The sequence below is a fragment of the Roseovarius sp. MBR-51 genome (genome assembly GCF_053628575.1).
In genome coordinates, this window is record NZ_JBRJGQ010000016.1 from 29,437 (window position 1) to 44,619 (window position 15,183).

16 protein-coding genes are annotated in these 15,183 nt (G+C 57.4%); 12 read left to right on the forward strand and 4 right to left on the reverse strand.

Translation table 11 applies throughout. The annotated features are described in order from the left end of the window. Window positions 1-545: 545 nt before the first annotated feature. On the forward strand, window positions 546-2,648 hold the full coding sequence (locus ACSSVY_RS18800) for a protein-disulfide reductase DsbD family protein (protein ID WP_008282976.1): 2,103 nt from the start codon (window positions 546-548) through the stop codon (window positions 2,646-2,648). A 99-nt stretch (window positions 2,649-2,747) separates the two neighbouring features. Here the strand turns inward: ACSSVY_RS18800 and ccmI are convergent, their stop codons facing one another. Genes ccmI through ACSSVY_RS18820 form a run of 4 tightly spaced genes read right to left on the reverse strand, consistent with a single transcriptional unit; the run spans window position 2,748 to window position 6,925 of the window. Continuing rightward, the gene (gene ccmI / locus ACSSVY_RS18805) at window positions 2,748-3,899 is read right to left on the reverse strand and encodes a c-type cytochrome biogenesis protein CcmI (protein ID WP_027263709.1); all 1,152 of its coding nucleotides are present in this window, start codon (window positions 3,897-3,899) and stop codon (window positions 2,748-2,750) included. After that, complete coding sequence (locus ACSSVY_RS18810; protein ID WP_454271292.1) at window positions 3,896-4,381, reverse strand: cytochrome c-type biogenesis protein; 486 nt, start codon at window positions 4,379-4,381, stop codon at window positions 3,896-3,898. The genes ccmI and ACSSVY_RS18810 overlap by 4 nt, the downstream gene beginning before the upstream one ends. Then, window positions 4,378-4,932, reverse strand: a complete 555-nt coding sequence (locus ACSSVY_RS18815; RefSeq protein ID WP_273183981.1) for a DsbE family thiol:disulfide interchange protein — start codon at window positions 4,930-4,932, stop codon at window positions 4,378-4,380. The genes ACSSVY_RS18810 and ACSSVY_RS18815 overlap by 4 nt, the downstream gene beginning before the upstream one ends. Before the next feature lies 1 nt (window position 4,933). Then, window positions 4,934-6,925, reverse strand: coding sequence for a heme lyase CcmF/NrfE family subunit (locus ACSSVY_RS18820; protein ID WP_008282980.1), 1,992 nt, complete (start codon window positions 6,923-6,925; stop codon window positions 4,934-4,936). A 618-nt stretch (window positions 6,926-7,543) separates the two neighbouring features. On the opposite strand from ACSSVY_RS18820, the gene ACSSVY_RS18825 reads away from it, so the two are divergent. From ACSSVY_RS18825 to ACSSVY_RS18875, 11 genes are read left to right on the forward strand one after another with little or no spacing between them, the layout of a single operon-like run. Next, window positions 7,544-8,110, forward strand: a complete 567-nt coding sequence (locus tag ACSSVY_RS18825) for an SCO family protein (RefSeq protein ID WP_008282981.1) — start codon at window positions 7,544-7,546, stop codon at window positions 8,108-8,110. A gap of 5 nt (window positions 8,111-8,115) precedes the next feature. Then, window positions 8,116-8,538 carry a disulfide bond formation protein B gene (locus ACSSVY_RS18830; protein ID WP_037239850.1) on the forward strand — a complete coding sequence of 141 codons (423 nt, stop codon included), beginning with the start codon at window positions 8,116-8,118 and terminating at the stop codon, window positions 8,536-8,538. Then, complete coding sequence (locus ACSSVY_RS18835; protein ID WP_008282983.1) at window positions 8,535-9,194, forward strand: DsbA family protein; 660 nt, start codon at window positions 8,535-8,537, stop codon at window positions 9,192-9,194. The genes ACSSVY_RS18830 and ACSSVY_RS18835 overlap by 4 nt, the downstream gene beginning before the upstream one ends. A gap of 28 nt (window positions 9,195-9,222) precedes the next feature. Then, complete coding sequence (locus tag ACSSVY_RS18840) at window positions 9,223-9,690, forward strand: copper chaperone PCu(A)C (RefSeq protein ID WP_008282825.1); 468 nt, start codon at window positions 9,223-9,225, stop codon at window positions 9,688-9,690. Beyond that, window positions 9,690-10,316: an SCO family protein gene (locus ACSSVY_RS18845; protein ID WP_037275514.1), complete on the forward strand. Its 627-nt coding sequence runs from the start codon at window positions 9,690-9,692 to the stop codon at window positions 10,314-10,316. Before ACSSVY_RS18840 ends, ACSSVY_RS18845 begins: the two co-directional genes overlap by 1 nt. Continuing rightward, window positions 10,313-11,686: a M23 family metallopeptidase gene (locus tag ACSSVY_RS18850; RefSeq protein WP_058243489.1), complete on the forward strand. Its 1,374-nt coding sequence runs from the start codon at window positions 10,313-10,315 to the stop codon at window positions 11,684-11,686. The genes ACSSVY_RS18845 and ACSSVY_RS18850 overlap by 4 nt, the downstream gene beginning before the upstream one ends. Before the next feature lie 3 nt (window positions 11,687-11,689). Continuing rightward, window positions 11,690-12,148 (forward strand): DUF411 domain-containing protein, encoded by a 459-nt coding sequence (locus tag ACSSVY_RS18855; protein WP_454271296.1) that lies wholly within the window; start codon window positions 11,690-11,692, stop codon window positions 12,146-12,148. A 22-nt stretch (window positions 12,149-12,170) separates the two neighbouring features. Beyond that, window positions 12,171-12,956: a ZIP family metal transporter gene (locus ACSSVY_RS18860; protein WP_008282829.1), complete on the forward strand. Its 786-nt coding sequence runs from the start codon at window positions 12,171-12,173 to the stop codon at window positions 12,954-12,956. Beyond that, a complete protein-coding gene (lspA, locus tag ACSSVY_RS18865; protein ID WP_008282830.1) occupies window positions 12,937-13,431 on the forward strand; it encodes a signal peptidase II in 495 nt (164 codons plus the stop codon). Before ACSSVY_RS18860 ends, lspA begins: the two co-directional genes overlap by 20 nt. Next, complete coding sequence (lnt, locus tag ACSSVY_RS18870; protein WP_050775788.1) at window positions 13,428-14,999, forward strand: apolipoprotein N-acyltransferase; 1,572 nt, start codon at window positions 13,428-13,430, stop codon at window positions 14,997-14,999. Before lspA ends, lnt begins: the two co-directional genes overlap by 4 nt. Continuing rightward, a complete protein-coding gene (locus tag ACSSVY_RS18875) occupies window positions 14,999-15,166 on the forward strand; it encodes a hypothetical protein (protein WP_008282832.1) in 168 nt (55 codons plus the stop codon). The genes lnt and ACSSVY_RS18875 overlap by 1 nt, the downstream gene beginning before the upstream one ends. The last annotated feature ends 17 nt before the right edge of the window (window positions 15,167-15,183 follow it).

A 15,183-nucleotide genomic window follows, 5' to 3' on the forward strand; every position in this document is an offset into this window, starting at 1 on the left:
TGTAGCTTCAAGCGTTTTTTTGCACAAGTTCCGCTCGGCATCTCACAGGTCAGTGAACATCGCTCTTTCATCCAGAATAGGTCTTGAACCTACAGTAGCTAGAGGGTGTAAACGCGCTTAAAATATAGAATCAAATTCGGGCGGAGCGGCGTGAAGCTTTCAGGTCTTCAAAAAGTGCTATGGGTATTGGCGGGCGTCGCGGCGCTCGTTTTCATCTGGTCGTTGTTGTGGTGCGACTATTTTGTCGCCCAGCATCGGGTCTCGACGGGCGCACTATCGTAAGTATCGTGAACAGACAAAAAAGGACTAACCTTGAAACGGCGCTAGCCTGAGAGCGCGACACCATGGAGAGCGGGTCCAGCTTGCGTTCGACGCGGAAAAACGACTGTTTTGTAGGAAGCCCAGACGAGCATCGCTGTCGCCTAGTTAGTCGGAGTCTTGGCTCTGCCCACTGTTTGAGGGGTCGACGCCGTCACAAAGGCGTTCGGGACTAGCACGTTGCTGTAACTTCCCGAGACTGAGCGCGAAGAAAAAGAGGTCAGAATATGCGTACAACCTTGGCAGGGTATCAGGGATTGCTTATCAGTCTCGCACTCTTTCTTGTTTTTGTGGCAAGCCCTGTTCGCGCCTTGGAATCCAATGCGTATCGTTCCGAAGTTCTGACGGCACGTTTGATCGTCGCGGAAGCAGGAATCGCCCCAGGATCGCAGTTCCTTTCGGCGGGTTTGAAGATTGAACTGGAGGAAGGATGGAAAGCGTACTGGCGGTCGCCAGGCGAGGTTGGCCTGCCGCCAGAGATCGATTGGGAGGGGTCCACAAACCTTGAATCCGTCGACATGCTTTGGCCCGCACCCACGCGTTTCCGCGCCTTCGGAATTGAAAATTTCGGCTATGCCAAACAAGTAATATTTCCATTGCAGTTGCGGCTTGCGAACTCTGATAGAGCGGCCGAGCTGAAGGGACTCGTCGATCTGCTGATCTGCTCCAATGTGTGCATTCCGGAAAGGTTTGAATTGACACTCCCTGTGCCATTGGGAACGGGCGTCGATGCGAAAGCCGCGACCGATATCGCGACATGGGCCGCTCGCGTACCTGTTGCAGGGCCAGAAAGTGCAATAGCGGTCTCGGGCGCATCGCTGAAGCAGGATCAGGCATTGGTTGTTCAAATGACGCGGCCTTCTGGCTGGAACAATCCCGATCTTTTTCCAGAGTTTGGTGCAGGCTCTGCATTCGGCGCACCCGACATCCGCCTTACAAGTGATCGCACCGGTCTCTGGGCAAGTATCCCGATTCTCGCGTTAAGCGAGGAACAAACCTCCCTTCGAATTACGGTCGTAGACGAGGGTGTCGCGGTTACATTCGATGATGTGAACACTACCGACGTTGTACCTGCGCCACCTTACGCATCCGAGACCAGCCAAGATAGGGGTCAGTTTTTCCCGATTCTCTTGCTGTCCTTCCTGGGAGGGTTGATACTGAACGCAATGCCATGCGTCTTGCCAGTTCTATCGATTAAGTTCGGGTCGGCGCTCCGAATGAAGAATCGCTCCCTTTCACAATTGCGCGCGGGATTTCTCGCTACGGCTGTGGGAACTGTTGCTTTTATGTGGGTGCTGGCCTTGGCGGTCATAGCGCTGCAGACGCTCGGATATGCCGTTGGATGGGGTGTGCAGTTTCAGAATGCATATTTCCTAATTGCACTCATTCTCGTTGTCGGACTCTTTGCGGCAAATTTGTTTGGAGTTTTTGAAATTTCTTTGCCCAGCAGCTGGATGGTTAGGCTATCTGGCCGCTTTGGGCGGGGGTATGCCGAAGACTTCTCCACCGGCGCTCTGGCTGCGATACTTGCAACGCCTTGTTCAGCCCCGTTGCTGGGGACAGCCATTGCCTTCGCCCTTTCTGGCACGACAGGCGATATACTTGCGGTTTTCACAGCGATGGGGATTGGGCTTGCACTGCCATATATTCTGGTTGCCGCTTGGCCTGGTTTCCTGTCTCGACTGCCCAAACCGGGACCCTGGATGATAAGCGTGAAGATCGTTCTCGGATTGCTGCTTGCCGGAACCGTTGCATGGCTATGCTGGGTCTTGATTGGTGTGACGTCGCCAACTCTCACAGGCCTGGTGCTGCTGGGTCTTGGGCTCATCGTACTGGCGGCGAGAGCCTATCAGGTTCAGCCTCGTAACGGTTTGCTGTGGGGAATGACTGCGGTTTTGGGCATGACGTTGGCGGCCCCTGCACTGCTGCCAAAAAGCTCCGATGATGTAACAGCCTCGATCACTTCTTACTGGGTCGAGTTCGACCGGTCCCGGATCGCGCGTGAAGTGTCGCAGGGCAAAACTGTCTTCGTGGACGTTACTGCGGATTGGTGCATCACTTGTAAAGCAAACAAAACCCTGGTCCTGGATCGTGAACCAGTTTTGGGAGCACTTGGCGAGGAAGGCGTGATTGCGATGCGCGCGGATTGGACGCGACCGGACGCGAAAATCCAATCCTATCTCGAGGCGCACGGCAGATACGCAATTCCGCTCAACATCGTCTACGGTCCAGATGCTCCTGAAGGTATCATTTTATCTGAACTACTATCTGCGGATGCCGTTCTCGAAGCACTGTCGGCTGCCAATCTCAGCGCTGTCCGAAAACGATGACATAGTGCCGTTGCATTGCTCAAGGGAGGCAGAACCTACAGTGGTTTAGTTTCAGGTGAAAGGAAAGCTGTTATGTATCTGAGACCACGCGGCCCCAATTTATTTGTTGATCCGATCCAATCGGGCCGTGGCGGCGGCACGCATAGGGTCGGTTTCCGGAAGGCTTTCGGCCAAGGTGCGCGCATTGTCGGCGGCGTTCTGGGCAGCATCAAAGTCACCCAATACACTGTACGCCTCCGCAAGCCGAAGCCATCCTTCAAGATTGTCTTGGTCATCCAACAATCGCGCCGCCAAGCGGTCAACCATGGAGCGGACGAAAGCGCTGCGTTCCTCGACCGACATGTCCTGAGCGGCCTCGATATCGGCCGCACCGGGGCTACGCGCGTCCCGAGAGTCCGGAAAGAAATCAGCTAGGGTGACAGGGCTCTCTCCAACCTGTTCCCCCAATCGGTTGGCGACAGACAGGAAAAGTTCCATCCACGGATAGGCGCGATCCGCTCTCTTGAGGCGCTCGATCAAAAGCGTCCTCGCTTCATCTGGAACCCCGTCCTGTTCGAGGATCCGGGCTCTATAGAAAATTGGGCCTGGATCATCGGGGTCCATCTCCGATGCGCGTTCGATCACGCTTTCCGCTTGCGGCGTCACGATCCCGTTCTCGGCTGCGATCAAGGCCTCGGCATATAGCAATAGGGTTGAGATATCTGCATTGTCGCGGACAGTGACGCGTTCGAATGCATCGGCGGCATCATCGTAACGAGCCATACGCATATAGGTCTGACCGAGCAGAACCCAACCATCACTTGGTCCACCAGACTCGTCTGCTTCAAGCCGGGTTTTTAGTCTCTGGGTCAACTCTGAGAGGTTTGCGGCTTCCTGGGTTTCAGATGCGCGAGACGCCAGAGGCTGGCTTTCGATCTGTGGCGAGCCGATTTGAGAATACAGAGCGAAGGCTACCAATGGCGTGGCAATGGCGGACGCGAAGATGGTGCTTCGCCCACTTGCGCGCGACGATTCACGTGTCGCAAGCCGACCGGCAGCCAGAATGCGGCGTTTGATTTCAACCCTGGCCGCGTCGGCCTCGGTAACGGATATCAGATTCCGCTCTTGATCAGTATCAATTTCGGAAAGCTGATCCTTGAGGATAACCAACGCTCCATCCTTTCTGTTCAGGACTTCACCCGTTCGATAGAGACCGGACAAGAACAGAAGGACAGTGATGGATGCCATCGCGCCTAACACCAACCAAATCATGGGTCTCTCCGTCCTTCATTTTCATGAAAAATGGCTTCGAACTCACGCTCTTCATCGGGGCTCAGTGGATCAGCAGTGCCATCAAGAACGGCCCTGCTTCGGTACCTGATTGTGACAAAGACAACGCCAATCCCAACGGCAAAAAGAACCGCTGGTCCGAACCACAACAGATACGTGGCGGGTTTCAGTCGCGGCCTGAACAGGACGAAGTCACCATATCGATCTACGAAAAACGCAATGATCTCGTCATTTGTTTCATCTGCAATCAGACGTTCGCGCAGCAAGGTGCGCATCGTTCGGGCAACACCCGCATTTGAGCTATCGATATCCTGATTCTGGCAGACAACGCAGCGTAGCTGCTTTGAGAGCTCCCGGGCGCGCGACTCAAGCACCGGATCATCCAGCAACTCATCTGGCTCCACAGCCCATGCCGCGGTTGTTGCGGAAAGCATCAGCACCAGTGAATAGAGCCAACTCTTCATGATTGACCACCTGCTGCGGCCAACGCAGCACGAATTTCATCCTGTGCCTCTGGCGTCACAATGGGACCAACGTAGCGATAGACTACGATACCGTTCGCATCGATCACAAACGTCTCAGGCACCCCCGAAATACCCCATTCGATACCGACCCGGCCCTCGCTGTCTGATCCGATCCTCTCATAGGGGTTGCCAAGCTCCTCCAGCCAGTTTGCGGCATCTGCTGGTTTGTCCATGTAGTTAATCCCCATCAGCCGAACACCGTCCTGTTCAACAAGCCTGGTTAGCACCGCATGCTCAGCACGACAGGGCACGCACCATGAAGCGAATACATTGACCAAAACCGGCTCGCCAATGCTACGAAGGGCTGCGGCCGACAGTCCGGGGGTCTGCGTGCTCTCTACCGGTGGAAGCTCAAAATCCGGAACTGGTTCGGAGACCAAAGCGGAAGGAATTGCGTTAGGATCTCGGTCTGGGTTGAGCCCCCAGAACAAAAATCCACCCAAGACCACTGCGACCAGCGCTGGCATCGCGAGAAGGATTTTCTTCATCATATCATTCCGCCGGTTGAAGCGCTGACGACCGGCTTTTTGGCGACGGCGCACCCACCCGCAATCTGCGGTCCGATAGCGAAAGGGACCCGCCAAGCACCAGCATCGTCGCTCCGATCCATATCCAATTAACCAGTGGTTCGTAGAGAATGCGCAAATTCCACTGGCCCGACGCCTTTTCGGTCGCAGGCTCACTGATGGTGACGTAGAGATCACCTCTGAGCGTTGATCGGATTGCAGATTCGGTTGTGGACGTCCCCGCAACTGGATAGTTTCTGCGCTCCGGACGAAGAAGCGTAATCTCCCGTCCATCTTTCAAGACGCGAAGCTGGCCTTGTTGTGCGATGTAGTTTGGACCACGCAACCGTTCGACACCGTCGAATATTACCTCAAAACCGGCGATTTCCACGGTCGTCCCCGGTTCTGCGAAAAGAACACGTTCTTCCTTCCAGGCTGTGGAACCTACAAACCCAAGCACAAGCATTGCAACGCCAAGATGCGCGAGCGTCATACCGTGCGCAGCGCGCGGCAAGTTCCGCGCGCGACGCAGCGACTGTGAAAGGGGTAAATCAAAGAGCTTGATGCGCAACGCCCATTCGCGCAACGTTGCAACAAAAACCCAGGCTGCAATCCCTATTGAGACCACTGCAAGCAGGGGCCCGTCTGTCTGAAGGTACCAAACGATCCCCGCAACACCAATCGCGATACCAAAAACCAAACGCAGCCGCTGCCAGATACCGGGAAGATCGGCCCGTTTCCAAGACAGGAATGGGCCAATTCCCATGATGATGACTAGCGGCAGCATGAAAGGGATAAACGTCGCGTTGAAATACGGTGGTCCTACAGAGATCTTTTCATCAGTCACCGCTTCCACAAACAACGGATAGAGTGTTCCAAAAAGGACGGTCGCCGTTGCGGTCGCGAGCAGAAGGTTGTTGAGCAAAAGCCCCGCCTCGCGGCTAATCGGCCGAAATACGCCACCCGATCCAAGCTGAGGCGCGCGCCATGCGTAAAGTGTCAGTGAGCCGACAATGGTTACGCCAAGAAGGCCGAGAATGTACACGCCGCGCGCCGGGTCGACCGCGAACGCGTGAACGGATGTCAAAATGCCGGATCGGACGATAAATGTCCCCAGAAGTGACAGTGAAAAGGTCAGGATGGCCAAAAGAATGGTCCAGCTTTTGAACGTGTCCCGCTTTTCCGTGACGATAGCGGAGTGCAGGAGTGCCGTACCCAGCAGCCATGGCATGAAGGATGCGTTTTCCACCGGGTCCCAAAACCACCAGCCGCCCCAGCCAAGTTCGTAATAGGCCCACCAAGAGCCGAGTGCGATCCCCGCAGTGAGGCTGATCCAGGCCGTCAGAGTCCAAGGCCGCACCCAACGCGCCCATGCGGGATCCACCCGACCCTCTATCAGAGCCGCGACCGCGAAGGAGAAGACGATCGAGAAGCCGACATACCCAAAATACAAGAGCGGGGGATGCATCGCCAACCCGATGTCCTGCAGCAGAGGATTAAGGTCTGTGCCATCCAGAGGCGGCGGAAACACCCGCTCGAACGGATTGGATGTAAAGAGCATGAAGCTCAGGAAACCGACGCTGATCCAGGCTTGAACGGATAGAGTTCGCGCTTTGAGACCAACCGGAATGTTTCTGCCCAGCAGCGCGACCCCAGCCCCGAAAAGTACGAGAATAAAGGTCCAGAGAACTAGAGACCCTTCGTGGCTGCCCCAAGTGCCGGCAACCTTGAAGATCATCGGCTTCAGAGAGTGGGAATTTTCAACCACGTTTCGAACCGTGAAATCACTGACAACAAAGGAGCGCATGAGCGCGCCAAACGCAATTGCAACTAACGTCACCTGAAGCACCGCTGTTGTCTTTGCACTTTCCATCCAAAGCACGCGTCCCGTGCTTGCTCCGACAATTGGCAAGATGCTTTGAACAATCGCGACGGCAAGCGCGAGGGTAAGGGCGAATTGTCCGATCTCAGGTGTCATTTTGCGTCCTCCTGAGTAGCGCTTCTGCATCCGAGCCGGACAAGGTTTCCGCATCGGGATAGTTCAGCATGTTCATCGTCCATTCTAGTGAGATCATATCGCGACATTCTCCACTTTCCGCCTGTGTTCGCTTCTGTGAATCGCAACCGAGTTGGGGTTGGGCGGAAAACCGAATGGGATGAAGTTCTTTGCGCGTGCATGCCGTGAGCAGGATCCGACAGTTGATTCGCGTCCTTTGTAGTTCCTGTAGTCGCTGTAGGTTCAAGCGTTATTTTAGACTGATACCTTAAAAAATGACCCATGCTTGCAGTGCATCTGCGTAGCAGCTTTGTATCTGCAGGCCCGGTTTCCGCAGGCGTCGGATTTAGCGGAAATTGCCGTTGCCTTCCCTTGATGGCCACCTGCAGGGTCAGACGAAGCAGCGAAACATTGAGTGACGGCAGGTTTTGAAGCGCTGAATAGAGAGCATTAGCTTCACAGGTGCGTGACGTGCTGCCGCAGGGCAAGAATCACGCTTGAACCTACAGTAGCTAGAGGGTGTAAACGCGCTTAAAATATAGAATCAAATTCGGGCGGAGCGGCGTGAAGCTTTCAGGTCTTCAAAAAGTGCTATGGGTATTGGCGGGCGTCGCGGCGCTCGTTTTCATCTGGCTGTTACTGTGGGCGGACTACCGCGCCGATATTTCCCAAGCCGAGACCGAACCACCTTTCCTTGCGCAGTTCGAACTGACGGACCATATGGGCATGATCCGCACCGAAGAGGACTTTGCGGGTCGCTGGATGCTTGTGTTCTTCGGGTTCGCCAATTGCCCAGATGTCTGCCCGACGACGCTTGCAGAGGTGGCGGCGGTCATGGATGGACTTGGCGAGGATGCCGCAAAAGTGCAGCCGATCTTCATCTCGATTGATCCCGAACGCGATACGCCAATGGCTCTTGCCGACTTTGTGCCGCGCTTTGATGCAGGCATCATCGGTCTGACCGGAACATCCGATCAGATCGCTGAGACCGCTGAAACCTTTCCGATCTACTTCGAACGGATCGAAGAGGCCAGCGCGCCGGATGGCTATACAATGGGGCACACATCGCACCTGTTCCTTTTTGATCCGCAGGCGGGCTTCGCCGATTCCTGGCCCTACGGCACACCCGCCGAAGAGATCCTTGCGGATCTGAGAGAGAGGATCTGATCGCCATGACCCGACTTTCCGGAGAAACGGCCCTTGTTCTTGCTTGGATCATTGCGCTTATCTCATCGCTTGCCGTGCTCTTTATTGGCGAGGTTCTTGGTCAAACGCCTTGCGTCCTTTGCTGGTTCCAGCGCGCCTTCATGTTCCCCCTGGCTGTCGTTCTTGGGCTCGGGCTGTGGTGGCAAGATCCTCGCGTGGGGCGCTATGGCGTTGCGCTGGCGCTTGGGGGGGCGGCGGTGGCGTTGTATCACATCGGCCTCTATGTCGGGCTGATCCCCGAGGCGATCCAGCCCTGCAAGGCGACCGGCCCCTCTTGTACCGACGACAACCAGGTGGTCTTCGGCATTCCGATTCCGCTGATGGCGCTTGTCGCCTTCACGATGATCGGGGTGCTGTCGGCCATTTCACTGAAGGAAAAACAAACATGAATCGACGCGGTCTCGTTCTATCCGTTCTGGCTGTTGGTGCCGCAGGTTTTGGCGGCGCGGCCTGGTATGCCACCCGCCCCCAACCCATTGCAGAGGCAGTCCCTGTCGCGCCTGAAGTGAACGATGTGCTGATCCGGCCCTATTCCCCGATCCTCGGCCCCGAAACGGCACCTGTCACGATTGTCGAGTTTTTCGATCCAGCTTGCGAGGCCTGCCGCGCCTTCTATCCCGTGGTCAAGGATATCATGACTGAGCACGGTGATGCGGTCCGTGTCGTCATTCGATACACTGCCTTTCACGGGGACGCTTCGGTGGAAGCGATCCGTGTTCTCGAAGCTGCGCGGATGCAGCATGTGTTCGAACCCGTGCTGGAAGCGGTCCTGCGCGAGCAGCCGCGATGGGCGTCCCATGGCACTCCGGCACCGGGTTTGATCCTTGAGATTGCCGCAAGCGGTGGTCTGGATGTCGAAGCTGCTCGGACACAGATGCTGGCCCCCGGTGTCGTGGCCGTGCTCAATCAGGACCGCGCTGATGTCGAAGCGGTTGGCGTTCGACAAACGCCCACGTTCTTCGTCAACGCCAAGCCATTGGACCCGTTTGGTGAGGCAGAACTGCGGCGACTGGTCGCGGCGGAAGTTGCGGCCAGCCAAAGTTGATGCTCGGCCAGATACAGGAGAATTCTTCATGACAAAACTATCTTACATCAACGGTTTGACCCTTGTCTTACTGCTCTCGGGCATGTCGACTCCGGCATTTGCCGGTTCGGAGGATGTGGTCGTCGAAAACGCGTGGTCCCGTGCTTCAATCGGGGTCAACCGCCCTGGTGCCGCCTATATGACTGTGCGCAACACCGGTGAAGACACGGTCACGCTGACCGGGCTTACAACACCACTGGCCGTGATGCCCCAGATCCATGAGACGAAAACCAACGCCGACGGCGTCAGTTCTATGGCGCCTGCTGACGAAATCACGATTGAACCGGGCCAAAGCGTAGCATTGGAACCGGGCGGACTGCACGCCATGCTCATGAAGCTGCAAAACCCGATGATCGAAGGCGAGACCTTCCCACTGACACTGACGTTCTCGGACGGTGGTGAAGTGACTGTTGAGGTCCCAATTCTGGGGATCGCCGCGCGCGGGCCGGAGAGCTGATGCAGCGTCGGCATGTGGTCCAATACGGTGCAGCCGGTGTAGGCGCTGTCGCTCTGATGCTCGGGGTCGGCTGGTGGCGGGTAGACGGTCCCGGCGCACCAAAACCGGCCGGCCAAAGGCCTCTCCCCCTGTCGGCGATGGATTTCCGACTGACCGATCACGAAGGCAATGAAGTGGGCCCAGAAGCCCTGATTGGACGCCCGACCATGGTGTTTTTCGGGTTCACCTACTGCCCGGATGTCTGCCCCACGACGTTATCGGATATCTCAGGTTGGCTTGAAGATCTCGGGGACGACGCCGCGCGGATGAACGTGGTCTTCATCACAGTCGATCCAGAGCGGGACACGGCCGAGGCCATGGCCGAATATGTCGGCTATTTTCATCCGGCCATTCGCGGCTGGACGGGACCGGAAGACCAGATTTCCCGCGCTGTAGAAGCATTTCGTGCCTCGTATGAGCGCGTTCCGACCGAAGGCGGCGACTATACAATGAACCATACGGCAAGCGTATTCCTGTTCGATGCCAAGGGTGAACTCGTCACCATGATTGACTATCACGAGCCAAGAGAATTCGCAGTGCCGAAGATCCGGCGTGCACTGACAGAAGACGTAGAGGGGGCAACATGAATATTAGAATTGTTTTGGCGAGCGCTGTGGTCGCAGGCGCTTTTTCGGTGACCGCCATCGCCATATCTGGCGTTCTTTCCAAAGAGCCAGTGCCTCCTGCGATTGCTGAAGCCACCCTCTGGACTCCCGATCCGCTCTCGATGCCTCAGATCGCCGACTACGATGTGACACCGCCCGCTGCATTTCACGCCGACAATGCTAGCCCAATGCGACCTCTGCCGCTCTTGCAATCCGTCTTCGCAGAAACCGCCTTGCCCGAGATTGAACCGCCTTTGATAACCTGGTCGCGTGAGATCGCGTCGGGCGAGACGCTGGATGCGGTCCTGGCGAACGCGGGTATCGCTGCGCCTGCGCGTGCCGAAATCGCGCTCGCGCTTGGTGCAGAATATGACCTGCGCCGATTGCGCCCGGGCCATGAGATCACTGTGATCTCAAAGGTGGACGGAAATCCGAGCCGCGTGGAACTGGCAGTTGACGATGGGGTGCGGATCGAAACGGTCTTTGGTCAGGAACTTGTCACACGCGTGTTGGAGCCAGACCCTGAAATGGTGACGTTCGCGGGCGAGGCAGTGATCGAAAGCTCTGTCTTCGCGGCATTGGACAAGGCGGGCATCCCTGCTCGCTTTGCGGTCGACATGGCGCAGATGCTGGGCGGCACAGTGGATTTTCGACGCGAACTTTCCGGTGGCGAGACGATGCTTCTTCTTTGGCGCGAAGCGCGCGACGGAAACGAGAGGATCGGTCAGCCCGAACTTGCCTTTGCCGCACTGAATCTTGGTGAAACGGTCTACGAGATCGTCTGGCCGGATGACGGCAGCGGCAAAGCGACGATCTATGTTGATGGAGAGGTCCTGCGTGTCTTTGCCCAACCGGTGGAAGGAGCGCGGCTGAGTTCCGTCTTTGGCCGTCGCACACACCCAGTCTATGGGAATGTGCGCATGCACACCGGCGTCGACTTTGCTGCAGCAAGCGGTACGCCGGTGAAAGCGACGGCGCCCGGACGCGTGAGCTTCATCGGACGTCGCGGTGGATATGGCCGGGTGGTGGAGATAGCGCATGGATCCGACACCCTGACACGATACGCACATCTCAGCGAGGTGCCGGACACACTCGAACAAGGGCAGCGCGTGATGGCCGGAGACATGATCGGTCGCGTCGGTGCGACCGGCACCGCGACCGGCCCCAATCTGCATTATGAGGTTCTTGTCGATGGTCGCCCGACGGATCCTCTCTCAGACGACCGACTGGCAGAGGCGGCCGAGCGGGATGCGGATGACACGGCTGCACTTGAGCGATTGGCTGAGGCACGCACGCTACTGGCCGAGAGGCTCACCAGCGAATTTATGCAAACAACAACCGAAAGGCTTTAATCCATGAAACGACTGGCTCTCGCCCTTGCAGTCACGCTGGCCTGGTTCCCCGCGGCGCAAGCTGTCGCCGATGCGATCCAGATTGATGTCCGGAAGACAAACGGCTGCGGCTGTTGTCTGTCCTGGATGAAGCACCTCGAGGAAAGCGGATTTGCGCCGACAGGCGAGGACATGTTCGGGGGATCTCTTGTGCGCTTCAAACTCGACAATGGCGTGCCTCAGCGCATGGTCTCCTGCCATACGGCTTTGGTCGACGGCTACGTGATCGAAGGACATGTACCGGCATCAGACATTCAGCGTTTGTTGGATGAGCGTCCAGATGCAGTGGGGTTGGCGGTGCCCGGAATGCCCTATGGATCGCCCGGCATGGGACCGGAAGACGATCGTGAGGCTTATGAGGTCTTCCTGATCCGCGGCGATGGATCGACCGAGATCTTTAGCAGTTATTCGGCCGCTGACTGACGTATCGGCGAGACCTCAGCGCTTGGAACCCTTCTCCCCAATTACCCTTGGCTTTCTTGGAAGCCTGGCCGCCGGATCGCTGACCGCGGTCGGGGCGATCCCCGTTCTTTTCGGGCGCATCCCATCCCGGGCTACACGCGATCTGCTACTTGGCTTCGCAGCGGGTGTCATGCTCGCGGCCTCGTTTTTCTCGCTGATCATCCCGGCTCTCGATGCAGCCGAAGGACAGTTCGACAACGGTGCTCTCCCGGCGGCCATCGTTTGTGTTGCGATCCTGCTTGGCATGGGCGCGGTCGCTCTGATGAACGAATGGCTGCCGCATGAGCATTTCAAGACGGGGCGGGAAGGCCCAGACGCTGCTTCGCTGCGCCGCGTCTGGCTCTTCATCATTGCGATCACGATCCACAATTTCCCCGAAGGACTCGCCGTTGGTGTCGGGTTTGGGGCTGACGGTCTGTCTGGTGGCTTGCCGCTTGCGATTGGCATCGGGCTGCAAAACGCTCCCGAGGGTCTCGCCGTAGCGGTCTCATTGCTTGGTGAGGGTTATTCCAGGCGCCGTGCGTGGGGGATTGCCGCCCTGACAGGTCTTGTCGAGCCGGTAGGCGGGCTTCTTGGGGCTGGGATCATCAGCATCTCGCAGCCGCTGTTGCCATGGGGGCTCGCCTTCGCCGCCGGGGCGATGCTCTACGTCATCAGCCACGAAATCATTCCCGAAACCCACCGTTCAGGCCATCAAAACAGGGCGACACTCGGTCTCGCAGCCGGCCTCGTGATCATGTTGTTCCTCGATGTATGGCTGGGAGGATGAGATGAAACTGACCCATTTCCAAGGTTTCATTGCGGCTGGAACTGCTTTTCTTGTCGATCAGGTGACAAAAGCAATTGTCGTCGCCAATGCGGCAGATTTGAGCGCCGGAATTCCGGTCTTTCCCGGTTTCAATCTCATCTACCTGCGCAACGATGGCGTGACATTCGGATTACTTGGTGGCGCGCCATGGTGGAGCCTTACGGCGTTGGCCCTCGCTGTCTGCGGCTGGTTGACCGTCATGTTGGTGCGCACTGCCAACCCGGTTGAGGCTATCGCCTATGGTGCGATTATCGGTGGCGCGCTCGGCAACGTCCTCGACCGCATCCGGTTTCGGAGTGTGACGGACTTCCTCGATTTCTATGTCGGATCCACGCATTGGCCCGCCTTCAACATGGCGGATGTTTTCGTGGTCAGTGGCGTGGGCCTACTGCTCATAGCCCCTTGGTTGAGCGCCAAGTTGAAAACAGGCACATGATGGCGGGCTTGCGACCACTGACGGGTCGTGGCCGTTACATTCCCCTGCGATCAGGGATTAGCTTTGCAGCGGGCGGTTTAACGGTTTTAACCCTTCCACCATTCTCATGGCTCATCGTTGTTCCAGTCGCCTTCTCAGCACTCTTTCTCGTCCTCCGGCAGGTTTCGACAGCGCCTGCCTTCTTCATCGGCTGGGTCTTCGGAATGGGCCAGTTCGGGTTTGGAGTTTCCTGGATCGCCGAGAGCTTTTACGTCGATTCCGAACGTTTCGGTGCCCTTGCGATCCCGGCAGTCGCGGGACTGTCCGCCGGACTGGCCATTTTCCCGGCGATTGCGGCGATGTTATTTGCCACCATCATGCAGCGCCGTGCTGTCGGCGACACTACGGCAGGTCTTCTGCTTGCAACCTGCTGGGTTGCCGCAGAATGGCTGCGTGGTCATGTCCTGACAGGGTTTCCCTGGAACCTTGCCGCTTATGCCCTTGTCGAACACGCCGCTCTGCGCCAACCCGCCGCCTGGGTAGGAAGCTATGGGCTGAGCTTTCTCACGGTCTTTATAGGGCTGTTGCCCGGTGTGTTGATTGTGGCGGCACCAAACAGACGCGTGCCTGTTCTCGTGCTCTTCGCCGTTGTGGTGATGGGCCTCTGGGGTGGCGGCGCGCTGCGTTTAGGGACGAATGTGCCTCCGACGGACAGCGCTTTGCGCATCGTCCAAGGCAATGTGCCGCAAGTCGAGAAGTGGGCACCGGGCAGCCGCGAGCGAACGCTGGAGAAATATTTGGGCTTGTCGGCGCAACCTGGACGCTTCGACCTGTTGCTGTGGCCGGAAACGGCCTTTCCCGGTTTTCTGGACGAGGACGCCTTGGCGCGTAGGCGGCTATCCACGGTTCTGCCAGACGGCAGGATCCTTTTGACAGGCGTGCCTGACCGCGTAGAGGGCGATGGGGGAACCCGATATTTCAACACGGTTCAAGCCTATGACGGCAGCGGCGAAATTCTGACGGGATATGCAAAACATCATCTTGTTCCGTTCGGGGAATATGTGCCCCTGAGAGGCTGGCTGCCGATCGAGCGGCTGACCGAAGGTTTGGGTGATTTCACGCCAGGACCAGGGCCACGCACGCTGGCGATCCCGGGTGCGCCTCTGGTCGCGGTGGCGATCTGTTACGAAATCATTTTTCCGGGCCAGGTAGTCGATGACCTTTTTCGCCCCGACTGGATTTTCAACGCCACAAATGATGCCTGGTTCGGGACCAGCATCGGACCCGAGCAGCACCTCGCCTCCGCGCGCATGCGCGCGGTCGAAGAAGGGCTTCCTGTAGTCCGGGCGGCCAACACCGGGATTTCCGCGATCATCGACGCCAAGGGAGAGATCATCGCGCGCCTCGAGACCGGACAAACTGGAGTCATAGATGCCAGCCTGCCGACAGCGCTTGCGCCCACACCTTACGCACGTTTCGGTGATTGGACATCGCTGGCGCTCATCTGTGCGGTCTGGGCTCTAGCCTTTACCGTCGGATTGGTCAGACGACGTTTCAATTCAGAAAAATCAAAATCGGAGGAATCGTGATGCTGGTGCTCGCAGGCTTTGTCGGAGGGGCGCTCTGGGGTGGCTATCTGGCGCAACGGCGGAAAGGGAACCGCCTGGATATACTTCAATACGCGACAAGCTTCGGTATTGCTTTCGGCCTGCTCGCTTTTTTCGCCTCGGTGATCCTCTTGCGCATCACGTCTTGAGATTACTTTGGCACCGG